Annotated in this window: 7 protein-coding genes; 1 reads left to right on the forward strand and 6 read right to left on the reverse strand. The window is 51.0% G+C overall.

Annotated elements, in window-relative coordinates; genetic code table 11:
- Positions 1–91: 91 nt before the first annotated feature.
- The 6 genes from tamL to gltB form a co-directional block, all read right to left on the reverse strand.
- Positions 92–2,554 (reverse strand): translocation and assembly module lipoprotein TamL, encoded by a 2,463-nt coding sequence (tamL, locus tag ICL55_RS10910; RefSeq protein WP_188096938.1) that lies wholly within the window; start codon positions 2,552–2,554, stop codon positions 92–94.
- Positions 2,554–7,623, reverse strand: a complete 5,070-nt coding sequence (locus ICL55_RS35560) for a translocation/assembly module TamB domain-containing protein (RefSeq protein ID WP_188096940.1) — start codon at positions 7,621–7,623, stop codon at positions 2,554–2,556. The genes tamL and ICL55_RS35560 overlap by 1 nt, the downstream gene beginning before the upstream one ends.
- A 271-nt stretch (positions 7,624–7,894) precedes the next feature.
- Positions 7,895–8,524, reverse strand: a complete 630-nt coding sequence (locus ICL55_RS10920; protein ID WP_188096942.1) for a hypothetical protein — start codon at positions 8,522–8,524, stop codon at positions 7,895–7,897.
- A 97-nt stretch (positions 8,525–8,621) separates the two neighbouring features.
- Positions 8,622–9,230: a hypothetical protein gene (locus tag ICL55_RS10925; RefSeq protein WP_188096944.1), complete on the reverse strand. Its 609-nt coding sequence runs from the start codon at positions 9,228–9,230 to the stop codon at positions 8,622–8,624.
- 219 nt (positions 9,231–9,449) lie between these two features.
- A complete protein-coding gene (locus ICL55_RS10930; protein ID WP_188096946.1) occupies positions 9,450–10,925 on the reverse strand; it encodes a glutamate synthase subunit beta in 1,476 nt (491 codons plus the stop codon).
- Between the two features lie 114 nt (positions 10,926–11,039).
- Positions 11,040–15,569 carry a glutamate synthase large subunit gene (gltB, locus tag ICL55_RS10935; RefSeq protein ID WP_188096948.1) on the reverse strand — a complete coding sequence of 1,510 codons (4,530 nt, stop codon included), beginning with the start codon at positions 15,567–15,569 and terminating at the stop codon, positions 11,040–11,042.
- Between the two features lie 361 nt (positions 15,570–15,930).
- Here gltB and ICL55_RS10940 point away from each other — a divergent pair, with 361 nt between their 5' ends.
- Complete coding sequence (locus ICL55_RS10940) at positions 15,931–17,022, forward strand: hypothetical protein (protein ID WP_223151413.1); 1,092 nt, start codon at positions 15,931–15,933, stop codon at positions 17,020–17,022.
- Positions 17,023–17,024 lie beyond the last annotated feature (2 nt).

Consider the following 17,024-nt stretch of genomic DNA (forward strand, 5'->3'; position numbering starts at 1 on the left):
AATTACGAATGACGAATGGAGGGCTTTTTTATGGAAGGGTCATTTAAGTGACCTGTCTGTAAGAGAGCCCTCCATTCGTCATTCGTCATTGTTAGAAGGGGTATCCGATGGCGATGTTGAGTATCAGATTTTTCTTTCGCCAGTCGGGATCTCCGAAATTAATTTTGTCAAAGACCCACCTTTCTTTGGGAGGAAGATAAGGTATGCGGAACGGCGTGGCGAGGTCGAAGCGCACCACGACGATAGAAGCGTCTATACGCAGACCGATACCTCCGCCTACGGCTATTTGCCGGTAGAAGGAATCCAGTTTGAACTGACTACCGGGTTTATCCGGCACCTGTTTTTGTAACCAGATATTACCTGCATCGATAAAGGCCGCAAAGTTGAATACGCTGGCGATGTGTATGCGTACTTCCGAGTTAAATTCCAGTTTGATATCACCGGCTTCATTGGCTAACAATGCGGCCGTGTCCTGTGCTTTGTTGTAGTACGACCCCGGTCCGAGCGTGCGTGCCCTGAACGCGCGGATACTACTGCTACCGCCGGTAAAGAATTGTTTTACGAAAGGTAGTGTCTGAGAGTTGCCATAAGGCAGGCCATAGCCGATAAAGAGGCGGTTCACCCACTGTTTCCCTCTACCGATCTGCCAGTAGTGGCGGCCTTCCAATGAAAAACGTTCGTATTGGGCGAACGGGTTTTTCAGGATGTTTTTGGTGCCGGAATCACTTTTAGGCACAATCAGGCCGGCGATATTACCGGATACATCAACGTTGCCGCTGAGGAAGAAGGTATGGATATGATTGGCCGTTTGGTTATTGAACGTAATCGTATAGTTGCCCCCGAGGATAAATTGTTTTTCGATAGAAGCCCGCTGGCTGGGATCATTTTTGAGAATACTGTCATATGCCGCGGTGGTTTTGGTGGGCAATACGTAGGTAACCGCTATCGGCGCAAAAGCATGGTTCAGATAAGCGGTTTTTTGCCAGAGGTATTGCAACTGCAGCGTATAGGCGTTCAGGTTGTACAGGCTTGAGCGGCTGTACAGCTCGTAGCTGGCGCTCATGCGGGTACGTGGTACATAAGGCGTACGGATATTGAGCCGGAAAGGTGTGAGGAAGCGCGGGAATGTTACCGCCACTTCGGCACCGGCACTGTATGAATTGCCACCACCGGCAGAATTGTTACCGGTTTGCCATTCCATACCGCCATGCAGACCTATTTCCAGCGCCGTGGCTGAATGCAGCCAGTTACGGTTTTTAGCAGTGATACGGGCTTCCGAGCCGATAAAACCGTTGGACTTGGAGGTGCCGCGTAACTCTGTTTGCAGTGACCGCCGTTTGTAGGGGGTAAGATAGAATTTGGCATCGAGCCATCCGCTGTCGAGCGACACTTTGTTGTTCACCATGGCACGATAGGTACTGGCCAGCGTTGTATCGCGGCGATAGTTGCTATCCGCAACGGCGCCGCGTTGCACAAAGCGTGGTGTGGCGGTATCACGTACCGGCGTGGGCGTATTAGGACTGCCGCCGGTGATATTGTGCCGGGAAGTATCTCTGACCGGCCGGAAAGTGCCCTTCACGAACTTAAAGACCCCCAGATTGATCAGGCGTTGCAGCGTGATATTGTGGGAACTTAAGCGGTAGAGGCTATCGGGCCGCAGGAACACGGACCGCTCAAATACGATGGGTTTAAAGCGTTTGGAAGAGTCGATGATATACATGCCCTTGTAATACACCGGCGTACCCTGGGTGGACTGCGCTTCATTGTCCAGCGAGTAATCTGGGAAGAGGCTGATATCATGCATCCGGTAAGGCCGAAGCGCTACCAGTGGCGTGTTGTCCTTTATCTTCAGGAAAAGATCTACCGTACCGTTATTGGTGGTATCGGCCTGTACCAGCAGATAGTCGGGGGTGAAATAATAATAGCCCTGTTCTTTCAATGAAGCGTGTATCCGTTCCCGTTCGGCCTTGATAGAATCAAGGGAATAAGGTTTTCCTACTATCAGGGAGCTTTTATGATATGTTTTAGTGACCGTACGTCCGATGGCGCTACTGTCTGTCAGATAGGTCACGCTTTTGATCGTGTAGCGGCGATTGGGCACGGCTTCATAACGGATAGACGCTTTTTTGCTGCCGGAATTTTTCACGGAAGAGGATACCTCCGCCTGGAAGTAGCCATGATCTACGAGGTAGCCTTCGAGGACCTTACCCGTGTAATCGGGCTTGGCCTGGCTCAGCAGTACCGGTGGCTCTCCCCATTTTTTACGCAGGAGGTAATTGAGTCCTTTGCCTTTGGGTTCGTGGCCCATATTGTATAACCAAAGTTTAATGGGCATACCAAGGAATTTCCGGTTGGTATTAGGCCGTATTCTTTTTTTCAGTCCGTCGCTGATGGTACTGTAATCTTTGGGCTGTTTACCTTTCCATGCCACTGTACTGCCGGTATAAAGGCGATCGCCTTCGGGCACGGTCCGGGTAGTGCTGCAGGAGCTGATAGCCAGGAATCCCAGGCATAAAATAATACAACAGATGATATAGCTATTTCCCTTCTGCATTACTTATTCTTATTTGATTCATTTTGCGTGGCCTGCTTCTTTGCTTTTTTATCGCGCAGGCGTTGTGCTTTGGACTCTTTTTTAGACCGCTGAAGTATCTCTCTGAATTCGTCGTAATCCATGACCAGCATGAAGGCCACCCCTGTTTCTGTGAATTGCCCCTGAATAACGGTCTGGTTGTCATTACGCTGGTATACCCTGAGGCGGTATCTGCCATCGCGGCTTAGTTTATATTCAACGGAGATATCTCCCACCAGGGAGCTGGCGTTTTGCGTGCTGCCGGTCAGCATGATGTTGGAACCAACGGAAACGGTTAAACGATCATTAAACAGTTTTTTGGAAGCGCCAATATTGAGATTGGTCGTTTCCTGGGCGGAACCGGTGGAATAGTCTTCTCTGCTTTGCAGATCGAAGTTGAGGTCCACCCCTTTGATGAGATTACCGGCGAGGTTGTTCAGCTGTTGGGAAAGGATCTTACTCACACTATTGCGGGCTGCCTGTCCCACGGCGTTACCGCCGGCATCCAGTGTGGACATGGGATCGTCGGGGATGAAGGTATTCAGTACCAGGAGGCCCATCACCTGCTTGTTCAGCTCAGAAGGTACCTGATTGATTTGTTTGATGCGGTTGTAGGGCATGCCGTTGAAAGCATTTCTTTCCCTTTCCGGCATGTCCAGCTGGAAGCTGATGTCTGGCTTCAGCAGACTACCTTTTATCTTAAGGTACACTTCAAACGGAATACGTTGTTTGTAGGTATTTCGCTGATCTGCGCTCATACCGCCCAGCTGGTCCTGCAACAGGTCGATAGCGGGCGCGTTAACGGTATATTTTGCGGTGATATCGAGATCGGCGGCCATGGCATCGCCATTGAAGGAAATGAAGCTGCCTTTCTGAATATCGAAAGAACGTTTGATCAGCTGATTGAGCGACATCTCATATTTACCTTCCGATATTTCATAGCGGCCGGTAATGCTCATTTTGCTGCTGGGGTCCACTGTGGCGTTCAGGTTGGCGGTGCCTTTGGCCTGTACGTAGTCACCATTGGATTTATCAATAATGATTTTCAGTATCGATTCCGGTGTGATTTCAATGTTACCGGAGAAGAACAGGCCTTTGAGCCGCGGGTTGCTGTATTTAGCGCTGTCCTGTTTGGCCAGCAAAGCGCTATCGATCGGATGGTCACGGTCAATGAATTCCACCACGCCCTCTCTGTCGGCCAGTCCCGGCTCTTCCTGTGGCAGCATCACGGTAACGCTGGATTTATCGCGGAGTTTCACGTTAGCGTCTACACGGGGCAGATCGAGCGAGCCGCGAACGGTGACTTTGCTGTCAATAAAGGCAGGCCCATAGATCCATTGATCCTGATTTTGTTGTTTGCCGAGCGCCATGAAGTTGTCGGCATTGATGGTCAGGTTGAAGCCATATTTGGTGAAGTCTGTGGTATTGATTCGTCCGTTCACCACCATTTCATTGTTAAGGCTGTCGGCTACCACGAGGTTGTTGATCAGGATGCCTTTTTCATCGATCACGATATCTTCATCAGGCAGGTGGAGGTTGCTGCCGATGAAGCTGATCACGCCGCCGGCATTATTGAAATGCATATTGCCTCTCACTTCGGGTTTGCTGGTGGTACCGGAGATATCGAATTTACCGGTAGCGTTGCCATACATATGTGTGACGTTGCCCATGGTGAAAGGTTCCAGCGAAGCCATCTGCAGATTGGCGATATCCACCTGTGCGTTGATGGTGCTGTCGTAGGTACCTGTTACCGTAACGTCGTTGTTATCGCCTTTCAGCGTGGCGTCCAGCTTGTAGGCGTTCGGGGAGATGTTATCTACCGTGGCATTGAGGGTACCGAGCGGCGCTGTTTTTACGGTGAGGCTGTCCACTTTCAGCTTCGCATGCACCAGCGGCTGTGTGTTCCAGTTACGCACCATGGCGTCCGCGTTAAGGAGGCCGTTGGCGAGTAAGGTATCTGTGGCGAGCATACCGGTGATAGTGGCCAGCTGGAAGTTGCTGACTTTCGCCTGAAGGGCCGGTATGCCGGAGGTATCCGCCAGCGTATTGACCTGTATGGACTGTTCGCCATACGACAGTTTGATATTCGCGGTATCGGGTGCGCCGTTTTTAATGCGGAAAATATTGTTTTCTGCGACGGTCCATGCCTGTTTATTCAGCAGCAGGTCTGGTTTAAGGACCAGCTGCATCACATTGTCCGGCAGGAAAGTAAAGATGCCGCCAAGGCGATATTTAGGCTTTCTTTTCGGGTCGTCCATCAACAGGCCGAAATCGACTACGCCGGTGTTGGCGTGGGCAGATAATACCGTATGGTAGAGCGGGAAAGAAGGATGTCTCATAGCCGCGATAGAGGCGTATGTCTGTAGTGATGTGTCTACAATACGGGCATATAAACGGAGGCTGTCTATCTGAATGGAGTCATAGTTGACTTTCGGCAGATTGGCTTTTACGAACAGCAGACTGCTGTCGCTATTGAGGCGGCCGGCGATGTCCACCGGCACTTCCATCCGGATGCCGGGCATGAGAGGCTCAAGCGTATGTGGCACCTGCAGGCTGGCAGCGAATTCGAGGTATTGTCCGGGAGGCACTACCACAATACGGCCGGAATCGGCAGGCAGCAGCGGTTTCATGATGATCTGGCTGAAGGCGTTGCCGATTTTGGTGTAGTCCATGCGGCCCTGTGCGGTAACAGGACCAAAAGGACTTTTCAGGATAAGGTATTGCTGATCTGTATAGTGGGCAGTGAGGGCAAGGGTGTCCAGCGGGATAACCTGGTCCTGCATCTGCACCTGCCAGCCGGTGAGCAAAGCAGTACCTTCCAGCCGCTGCGGTTCCAGGCTACTGAAGTCTGCCTCTACATTGCCTTTGAGGGTCATTGGTTCATTGCGCCAGTGTGTGGCGAACAAATCGGCCCGTGCAATTTCGATGTTGGCCTTCAGGCTTTGCAGTGCTGTATCGCTGAGTGATCCGCTGATAGCGAAGCGGGTATCGAGGCTGGTGTCGGCACTTTCGCCATTGGCCTCAAAAGCACCTTTGCGGATATTGGCGTTCACGTTCACATCGTGATACGTGTAGCGGTTGTAAGTGGCTTCGTTGAGGGTGATAGCTGCCTGGGCAACCATCTGTTTCAGCGTGTAGCCTTGGCCGGTAGCGGTCAGGCGGCCGCTCATCCAGCCATAGGTAGTGTCATAGAGCATGATACCCGGATGCACGCGGAAATAGGGAATATTCACGTCATATGTACCACGGATGCTGTCGGTGATATTGGCCAGCTTTGCGTTAACGGTAGCATTGGCATAGTCGCTTTTCAGTTGCAGCTGTGCCAGCATATTTTTCATACCACCTTTAAACAGGCCGGTGATCAGCATATTCTCCGGTAATCTCGGTGTGTCGGGAAGTGTGCCGGCGGGCAGCCAGGAGCGCATGGCTTTATTGCCGGATTGGATATAAAGCTCTGGCAGGTTGGCGTTGAGCCGGTCCACATCGGTAGCGTGTTCTATCTGGCCATTGGCGGTCCTGATCAGATTACCCTGATGATCATTTACATACAACTGCTTAATATTTAACAGGGCAAGATTTCCTTTTAATATAGCCGACAGCGTTAGTTCTTTATTCCACAGCGGCGCAAAAGATTTGTTTTTGCGGGCATCGGGCACGAAGGGCAGCCATTCTGCGAGGGCTACCTGCACAGAGTCCAGGTTGGCGTCGATTCCCATCTGGTCCATATGGTCAGCAATACCGGACCAGGAAGGAACGGTAATGGCTATATGTTTTCGGAAAATGCTTTTGTTGGTTTGTACGAAGAAGTTCTGCAACTCCAGGCTTTTAGGTGTGAAGATCACGTCCATATTGGCTTTACGGAGGGTGAACCCTGACCAGTCACGGGTAGTGAGACTTTTCAGGCTGGCCTGAATGCTATCCGGCGTATAGCGGATATTGCTGATTTTGGCGTTGATGTTGGACAGGAAGAGATGGTTGTAGTCCGGATCAGGGCCTGCGGCTTTAGGGGCCGGACCACCGTTGTCATACCGCATGGCCAGTTTGTCGAGGTTGACCTGTGTGGCAAATACCTGCCAGGTATTGGGTGCCGCGTCCGGAGGTGCCGGCGTGGTATCTTTTCCTGGCACCATGCCCAATATACCAGTGGTACGGTGAATGGAAAGGTCACCAGCCTGTATGCGGGTAGAATCCTGGTCCAGGCTACTGTTGCGCAGCACGAGGTCGCCGATTTTCCAACCGGTGGTAATACCGATGCCATCGCTGCTATAGAGGAAATTGCTTTCTTTGATGCGCAGCTGTTTGAGGAGGAGGTGAAGGCCCGGGCTGTTGGTATCTGCAGGTGGCGGCGGTGGAGCAGCGCCGTTACTGGTTGTCGGAATATATTGTTGACGGAAAAACCCTTTCAGCCCGATCAGTTCTATCCCTCTGAAAGCATAGATGCCATCATCGGGGATCAGGTCGTCAGGATCGGCATGCAGCGTGTCCCAGGTGGCAACAGCGTGCATGCCACCGATCTGGTCATTAAAATTCAGTTTCACATGCCGGAGCGAAACATCTTTTATAAGGAACTGTATGGTGGTACCGGTAGCAGGTGCAATAGTATCTGTTTTGGGGCCCGGAGAGACGAAAGCATCTACCGCGAACTGAAAGTTGAAAGCACTATCTCCTTTATGCCGGTAAACATTTATCAGCAGGGTGTCCCACTCCAGTTTATCGATCTGTAGTTCATTGTTGATAAAAGCCAGCAGGTTATAGCGAACCTTCAGGGAGCCTGAATACAGAAGGGCCTGACGGGAAGTATCGGCCACAAACACATTTCTCAGTTCGAGATATCTCCATCCTCTGGCCCGGAGGTAACCGATCTGTACTTTGGTTTTGAGTTTTTTCTGGAGATAGATTTCCCCCTGTTGACGCAGATAGTTCTGTACTCCGTCCAGCTGCAATAATAACACCGCCATCACGGGCAAAAGGAGCACCGCAACAATAATCCATAAAAGCCACCGCCACCAGGGGCGTCTGTGTTTAATTTCTGTTTCTGCTGGTTCTGTCACTATAATAGGTTGCTAGTAGTAATTTACTGAATAAAAACGCATAAGCGTTCCAATGGTTTACTTTCGGCCAAAGACCCGGTGTTCCGCCCGCTTGCCCGGCGAAAAGCACAAAATCCATACCGCGGGTAATGGGGATAAACAGTACTGCAAGGATACACTAAAATACGGGAACGGACATACTGAAAATTGTCGGGAATGCTGAAAACAGGCCTTTCCGGGCGGAATTCACGGGGGATATTTTGCCGGAAAATGTACCGGCGGTCCGGGTAGATTATTGCCCGCTTTGAGGTGGTTTGTTGCGCTCATTAAAGCGGGAAATATAATAGTCCAACTTATCTCTTTTGGATTTGTCGGTCCGGAATTCCTCCAGCAGCGCGGGATCTTGCGGCAGGATATATTTTTTGAGGTTGTAGAGTGACAGTTCGAGTATTTCGCCGGTGACGATGTTAATAACTTTTTTAAGCCTGACAGGCGTATTCATGGCATTCACGGTCATATCGGCCGGATTATAGGCGCTGCGGGAAGGTTGCACGCCCTGTAGTTCGTAGGTGCAATAATAGCCGGTGGCCTGTATCCGGTTAAGCCCGTTGTCTTTGATGTAGAGGGATGTGCCGTCACAAAACCCCCAATAATTTTTCACTTTGTGCTCCTGCCCTGCCGCATCGCGAAGCACCAGCTCGTTCCTGCTGGCGAGGAGATAGATCTGTGCCGCGGTGCTCCTGCTTTTGATCACCAGATCGCCGGATTCGGAGGGGCTGTTTTGTTGAAATTCCCGGAAAGATTTGTACAGGCCCTTGTTGAGCGTGGTAGCCTGCAGGATCAACGCGGAACCAGGATTGTCCTGTGCCGTGGCCATCAGGCAAAAGCAGATAAGTCCCCAGAGGCAGCACCATTGTTTCATAGGACACAAATGTATCCGGAATCAGGGGCCTGTTGCCGGGAAATAGCTGAATGGGGGAATTGCTTCTGCTGATCTGTGATTTCTGTCTGTAAAGTTATCAGGAGGCCAGGGGAACGATAATACCTTTTTCCTTCCAGGATTTCAGCATGTCAGCAGCAATCCGCCGGAAAATCTTTTCTGCGGCCAGATTGGTGCGACTTTGCAGGCGTGCTTCCCATATTTTGCTGTTTTGCGGATCGTTGTCATAGAAGCGTATTTCCATTACCTGGTCCGTCCATTCCGTAATAGGCACCTTTTTTACGTAAGAACCGGTATGGCCGGTTTTAGGATCAATATAATATACCTCTCTTTCAGGCGTGGTGGTCATGTTTTGTAAGGCTACCGGCTGAATGACAAGGTAACAATCCGGCTGATGTGTTTTTACGGCGGCATTAACTTTATCCGTTAACCGGGCGTCGTCGTCTCCTGCGTATTCCAACAGGCAGTTCACACCTTTCCTGTCCAGGTCTTTTTTCAGTTCATATTGCAGGTCCTGGATGTATTTGCGGGTGGACATCGGGCCGCAAACGATCAGCAGCAGACTTTTGCGGGATTTGGCCTGAATATTTTCAACCGGTGTTTCGGTAAGCCGGTAATAGGCTTTTTGGGCGGCAACATGGAGCGATGACAATACAATACAGAGGATAACGAAGAATAATCTTTTCATGGGTATAAGTTGGTGCTGTGAATATAGCTATAATACCCAAAATAAAAGGCCGGGTAAAAACCCGGCCCGGCTGAAGGTTACAACAAAATCTAAACCTGCTTATGAGAAAAGCGTTAATAAATAGCTGCCAGCTTTTAGCCTTTAGCTGTTATCATATTTTTATGAACGTTGCCTTCAGCCTGTTTATGATAAACGACAGGCTAAAAGTGTACGCTATTATTACAGTGCCATTGCCTGTAGTGAATGGTCTTTGCTTTCCAGTTGGGAACTGCCCATCAGGAACTCATCTACTTTCCTCGCACACTCGCGACCTTCGCTAATGGCCCATACCACCAGTGACTGACCGCGGCGCATATCGCCGGCAGTAAACACTTTAGGGATGGATGTCAGGTAATCTTTTTCGGTAGCTTTTACATTGCCTCTTTCATCTTTTTCCACTTCGAGCTGTTCCAGCATGCCGGTGTGCTGCGGATGAACGAAGCCCATGGCCAGCAGTGCCAGTTCACAGGGGATGTCTCTTTCAGAGCCGGGTACTTCCGTGAATTTAGCGGGTCTGCCGTCTGCACTCAGTGTCCACTGGATATCCACGATACGGAGGGCTTTCAGGTGCCCGTTATCATCGCCGATGAATGCTTTGGTAGCAATGGCCCACTGACGGTCGGCGCCTTCTTCGTGGGAAGAAGATGTTTTCAGCACCATGGGATAAGTAGGCCATGGCATGAAATCGTTACGCTCGCCCGGCGGTTTGGGCAGCAGTTCCAGCTGGGTAACGCTTACCGCACCGTGGCGGTTGCTGGTACCTACGCAGTCGGAACCGGTATCGCCCCCTCCTATCACTACCACGTTTTTACCGGTGGCCAGGATATCGTGTCCGTCAACAGGAAGGTTGTCTACTCTTTTATTCTGTTGTTTGAGGAAGTCCATGGCGTAGTGTACCCCTTTTAGTTCGCGGCCGGTGATGCCGAGGTCGCGCGGAATGGTAGACCCGCCTGCCAGCACGATGGCATTGAATTCCCTTAACAGATCATTGGTACTTACGTTAACGCCTACGTTGGCATTGCACTGGAAGGTAACACCTTCTTCTTCCATCAGTTTTATTCTGCGGTCGATGGTCCATTTTTCCAGTTTGAAGTCGGGGATGCCATAACGGAGCAGGCCTCCCGGCTTGGCGTCGCGCTCAAATACCGTAACACTGTGACCGGCGTAGTTGAGCTGTGCCGCTGCGGCCAGTCCGGCAGGACCGGAACCGATGACGGCTACTTTTTTGCCGGTACGTACGCGGGGTATCTTCGCCTGAACGAGGCCTTTGTCGAAAGCGATTTCTATGATATGCCGTTCAATTTCCTCGATGGCTACCGGCGGTTGGTTGATACCCAGCACGCAGGCGCTTTCACAAGGGGCCGGACAAATGCGGCCGGTGAATTCAGGGAAATTGTTGGTGGAAGTCAGGATATCATAAGCATCCTGCCAGTCCTGACGGTATACAGCATGATTGAATTCGGGTATTACGTTGCCGAGCGGGCATCCGCTGTGGCAGAAAGGCACGCCGCAGCTCATACAGCGGGCGGCCTGCTGGTTCAGTTTATTTTCAGGGAAGCGTTCTACAAATTCGTTGTAGTGGCCAACCCTTTCCCGGGGATCTGTTTTTCCGGGCAGCTCTCGTGTAAATTCCAGGAATCCTGTAGGTTTACCCATAACTATTTTCTCATTTTATCATTTGGTCATTTGGTTATTTACTTTGAGTTGCTTACTCGCTTAGTTCATTCACTCACTCAATAATTAAATAACCAAATAACCAATAGCCAAATATTAACGGTTTATCTTCTGTCCCTGTGCTACGCCTGCTTTCAGCACAGCCTTGTATTCTTTCGGGAATACTTTCACGAAGTGGCGCAGCTGATTTTCCCAGTCTTTCAGGATAAATTTCGCCACGGTGCTATTCGTGTAGGCGTGATGTTTAGTGATCAGGTCTTGCAGCACTGCAACATCGTCCTGGTCCAGCGGGTCGAGGTCGATCATATCGCGGTTGCAGTGGTTGGCAAAGGAGCCTTTTACATCGTATACATAAGCGATGCCACCGCTCATCCCTGCGCCGAAGTTGCGGCCGGTTTCACCAAGGATGACAGCGCGGCCACCGGTCATATATTCGCAGCCGTGGTCACCCACGCCTTCTGACACGATGGTGGCGCCGGAGTTACGAACGCAGAAACGTTCGCCTGCCTTACCGCGGATATAGGCTTCACCGGAGGTGGCGCCATAGAAGCACACGTTACCTGCGATGATGTTCTCTTCGGCCTTGAAGCCAGCTTCCCCGTGGGGATAGAGGATCAGTTTGGAGCCGGAAAGGCCTTTACCGAAGTAGTCGTTGGCTTCACCTTCCAGTTCAAGGGTAAGTCCTTTGGTAGAGAAGGCGCCGAAGCTTTGACCGGCAGAACCGGTGAATTTGAAGTGGATGGTATCTTCCGGGAGACCTTCGCTCTTGTAACGTTTGGATACTTCGTTAGAGAGGATGGTGCCGATAGTACGATCGGTATTTTTAACGGGATACTGTTGGTAAACCCTTGTCTTTTTGTCCAGCGCAGGCTGTGCTGCTTTGAGCAGCTGCCAGTCGAGTACTTCGGCGATACCGTGGTCCTGTTCTTCCTGTTTGTACAGGCCGGTTTCAGGAGCAGCGGGTTCTTTGTACAGGATGGGTGACAGGTCCAGCTTCTGTGTTTTCCAGTGGCTGATGCCTTCACGCATCTGGAGGTTATCCACCTGGCCTACCATTTCATTAATGGTACGGAAGCCAAGGTCGGCCATGATTTCACGGAGTTCTTCCACGAGGAAGGTGAACAGGTTCACCACATGCTGCGGGTCGCCGGTGAAGCGTTTGCGCAGGTCCGGGTCTTGGGTGGCCACTCCTACCGGGCAGGTGTTGACATGACATTTACGCATCATGATACAACCTTCCACGATCAGTGCGGCGGTAGCTACGCCCCATTCTTCTGCACCAAGCAGTGTAGCGATCGCGATGTCGCGGCCTGTTTTCAGCTGGCCATCGGTTTGCAGTACTACCCTGCTGCGCAGTTTGTTTTTCACCAGTGTCTGGTGGGACTCTGCGAGACCCAGTTCCCAGGGCAGGCCGGCATGTTTAACGGAGCTTATCGGAGAAGCGCCTGTACCACCATCGTGACCGGCGATCAGTACCACATCGGCGTGTGCTTTGGCCACACCTGCTGCGATAGTACCTACCCCGGCTTTAGACACCAGTTTCACGCTGATGCGGGCGGCGCGGTTGGCATTTTTCAGATCATAGATGAGCTGTGCCAGGTCTTCAATGGAATAAATATCATGGTGTGGAGGCGGAGAGATAAGACCTACACCCGGAGTGGAGTGTCTTACTTTGGCGATCCAGTCGTCCACTTTATGGCCTGGCAGTTGTCCGCCTTCACCGGGCTTAGCGCCCTGGGCCATTTTAATTTGTAATTCGTCGGCATTGGTCAGGTAGTAGCTGGTAACGCCGAAACGGGCGCTGGCTACCTGTTTGATGGCAGAACGCATAGAGTCGCCGTTAGGCAGCTGCTCATAGCGGATTTCATCTTCACCCCCTTCGCCGGTATTACTTTTAGCACCAATGCGGTTCATGGCAATGGCGAGGGTGGAGTGTGCCTCATGAGAGATGGAACCGAAGCTCATAGCACCTGTAGCAAAACGTTTGAAGATGCTGGAAGCTGGTTCCACCTCATCGATAGAGATGGAAGCACGGGTACGTTTAAACGAAAAGAGGCTACGCAGGGTGCAGGCTTTTTCGCTCTGGTCGTTAACGGCTTTAGAGTATTTCTTAAAGATGCTGTAGTCGCCCATGCGGGTGGAATACTGCAGCAAGTGGATGGTGGTAGGATTGAAAAGGTGGAATTCCCCTTTGCGTTTCCATTGGTATACGCCGCCTTCAGTGAGACGCTGAACCGGCTTTTCCTTACGGCCGTAGCCCATCCAGTGTTTTGCCAGTGTTTCACGGGCAATTTCATCCAGGCCGAGGCCCTGAATGCGGGACACAGCGCCGGCGAAGTATTTATCCACCACCTGTTGGTTGATACCCAGTATCTCGAATATCTGAGCACCCTGATAAGATTGCAGGGTAGAGATGCCCATTTTGGAGAATACTTTGAGCAGGCCGTCGCAGATGGCTTTGATATAGTTTTTCTTCAGCTTGTCTACATCCTGATCGGTGTCCAGTTTGTTGGACAGCTTCAGGTCGCGGATAGTGCTGAGTGCCAGGTACGGGTTTACGGCGGTAGCGCCGAAGCCCAGCAGGCAGGCGAAATGGTGTACTTCCCAAACGTCGCCGGCTTCCACGATCAGTCCTACGGAGCCGCGTTTCCCTTTGCGGATCAGGTGGTGATGGACGGCGGAAGCAGCCAGCAGAGACGGGATGGCGGCGTGCTCGGAGTCGATGGCGCGGTCAGAGAGGATGATGACTTCAAATCCATCTTCCACGGCATCTACTGCATAACGGCAAAGGCGGGCGAGCCCTTTCTCGAGGGAGCCTGGTTTGCCATCGGCCTTGAAGTAGGTATGCAGTGTCTTAGCCTGAAACAGGCCGGTGTCGATACTGCGTATTTTTTCCAGTTCGTAGTTGTTGAGGATCGGATGGCGCAGTGCCAGGCTGTGGCAGTGCAGCGGATCTTCATCCAGCAGGTTGCCGTTGCCGCCTACGAAAGTAGCGAGCGACATCACCAGTCTCTCCCTGATAGGATCGATAGGCGGATTGGTTACCTGTGCGAACAGCTGTTTGAAGTAGTTGGCCAGATGTTGCGGCTGGTTGCTGAGTGCGGCCAGCGGCGTATCGGTGCCCATGGAGCCAACGGGTTCTTTCCCGTCGAGGGCCATCGGTGAGATGATATGCTCAAGGTCTTCGGTGCTGTAACCGAAAGCCCGTTGATATTTGAAGATCTGGTCGTGCTCGAGGTGGGTGAAGGTAACCCGTGGCTCAGGCAGTTCTTCCAAGCGGATCTTATATTTATTGAGCCACTCGCCATAAGGTTGTTGGGAGCAGATCTGTTGTTTCAGTTCTTCATCGCCGATGATGCGGCCCTGGTCCATGTCCACGATGAACATTTTTCCGGGTTGCAGGCGTCCTTTTTCTTTTATGTTTTTAGGATCGATGGGTAATACGCCGGCTTCGGAAGCCATGATCACGCGATCGTCTTTGGTTACGACAAAGCGGCTGGGACGTAATCCGTTACGGTCCAGGGTGGCGCCGATGATTTTACCATCGGTGAAGGAGATGGAAGCCGGTCCGTCCCACGGTTCCATCAGGGAAGCGTGGTATTCGTAGAAGGCTTTTTTCTCTGCAGCCATATCGTCGTTGCCGTCCCACGCTTCGGGGATCAGCATCATCATTACATGTGGCAGGGAGCGGCCGGTCATGGTCAGCAGCTCGATCACGTTGTCGAGGCTGGCGGAGTCAGACTGCCCTTCTTCCACGATAGCCAGCAGCATGTCCATTTCTTCCGCAGTAAAATATTTGGACATAAAGTCGCGCTCACCGGCACGGAGCCAGTTGAGGTTGCCTTTCAGCGTATTGATTTCACCATTGTGGGCGATATAGCGATAAGGGTGTGCCAACCGCCAGCTGGGGAAAGTGTTGGTCGCAAAACGGGAGTGGATGAGGGCGAAGGCCGACACCATCTTCTCATCGCTCAGATCAGTATAATAATGGCGTACCTGATAGGTGGTCAGCTGACCTTTATATACAATTGTTTTATAGGAAAGGGAAGCAATGTAAAACAGTGCTTTCTCTTTTGGAATGCTGTTACGAACGGTTTTGGACACGTAGTTGCGGAGAACAAACAGTTTGCGCTCAAAAACTTCCGGGTCACTGATATGATAAGGACAGGCGATAAATACCTGTTCAATTTCCGGTTCTACAGAGAGGGCGGATTCACCGATGCCATCAGGGCGAACGGGTACTTTACGATATCCGAGGATCTCGAGGCCCAGTTTTTCAGCGCTGCGTTCCAGGATTTCCCGGCACTCTTCGCGCCAGCGTGGTTCTTTCGGAAAAAAGACCATGCCTACGCCATACTTACCAAATTCAGGTAAGCTGATGCCTATTCGCAGGCATTCATCATACAAAAATTCATGAGGGACCTGAAACAGGATTCCTGCACCATCACCCGTGTTCTGCTCACAGCCGCAGGCGCCGCGGTGTTCCATGTTTTCCAGCATGGTGAGGGCATCACGGATAATATGGTGGGATTTACGCCCCTTGATATGGGCCGTAAAACCTGTTCCGCAGGCATCATGTTCGAATTCAGGACGGTATAAACCTTGCGTTTGCTTCACTTCATCCATTTGGTTTAGATTTTTTTCTTTGATACACTCCTCCCTTCTGACTTTCGTCGATGGGTGGTGTACGATATAATTCGGGAACGGTTTAAAGATACTAAAGGAATGCTGTATTTTTTATATAAATTTTTGATAGAAGCAAAAAATTTAGAAAAAAATAAAAATATATCCCTTATTGTTAGAATTTATAGAAAAATGACCGCGGTGGGGCCTGGATTCCGGGCAAGCGACTGCGGAGGGATTGTCAACCAGGGGGACTAATATATTCCTGTACCGGGGTAATCTGTGATAGTACCTGATTTTGAGTAATTTCGTCCGGTAATATCATATACAATAACCTATATCTATCATTCATATATAATATATGATGTCCACAAAACAAGCGCTGCTGCTTTCTGCATGGTTAACCGGTTTTACCATGACTGCCACGGCCCAATACCCGACTGATGAGGCGGGCCCCGCGAAATCACAAAAACAGATCGATCTGAATAAAGGCAAGATCACCCTGGAAAGGGAACCGCTGCTGACCGCCGACAAACTGCCGCTAAAAATCAGTGGTATTGAAGTGATAAACGCCACCTGGGACACTACACACCTGGGCTTCGTTTCACTAGGTTCCCGTTGGATGCCTGCCACGCCAGATAAAGAAATGACGGTATACTTGTCTGAATTTGTGAAAAATGCCTTTTCGCACCTGTACTCAACAGATGGTATAAAGCTGTTATGGGTAGTAGACGACCTGCGGATCGGTGAACAACCCGGCGGCGTAGGTGAAAAAGCGTTTATCCGCCTGAAGGCCACAGCCTACGGTTCTTCAGACGGACAGACCTACCAGCGGCTTTATGCGATGGATGAGGCGAAACTGAACAGAGGCCTGGGGCTGACAAAGAAACACCATCAGTTTATCGCCAATGCTTTTATGGAACTGCTGCAGAAAGCACCGGAAAAATCCGGGGTGGCGCTTACTAAGTCTGACATCATTCAACATCACCTGCAAAAAAGGCAAGTGCCGGCGTTAACCGCACCGCAAATGAAAGATGGTGTATATCAAAATTTTGAGGAGTTCCGGAATAACGCTCCTGGCCTCACACAGTTTGAAATAAAAAAGGGTGAATACGAATATGAATGGGCTGATATCATCGGTACAACAGCGGATGGCCGGAAAGGTAAGGTCAGGTCCTGCTGGGGAATTGTAAAAGACGGAAACGTGTTTCGTTATCAGGATGGAAAGCTGATTCAGCTGGAGCGATGGAATTATGGATATGTGCTTTCCCGTTATCTTAAAGATAGCCGTGACCGTAGTCGGTCGGCGGTAGTCGGTGCGGTATTGGGTGGCGTGCTGGGGGCTATGGTGGCATCCGGCAGCGGACATATGGTGAGCGCCGATGCATTCCCCGCCCTGAAAGTAAGTCCCGATGCCACCGCGATCGATATGGAAACAGGCGCATTCATTTTTTAATT

Source organism: Chitinophaga varians, from assembly GCF_014529945.1.
Taxonomy (GTDB): domain Bacteria; phylum Bacteroidota; class Bacteroidia; order Chitinophagales; family Chitinophagaceae; genus Chitinophaga; species Chitinophaga varians.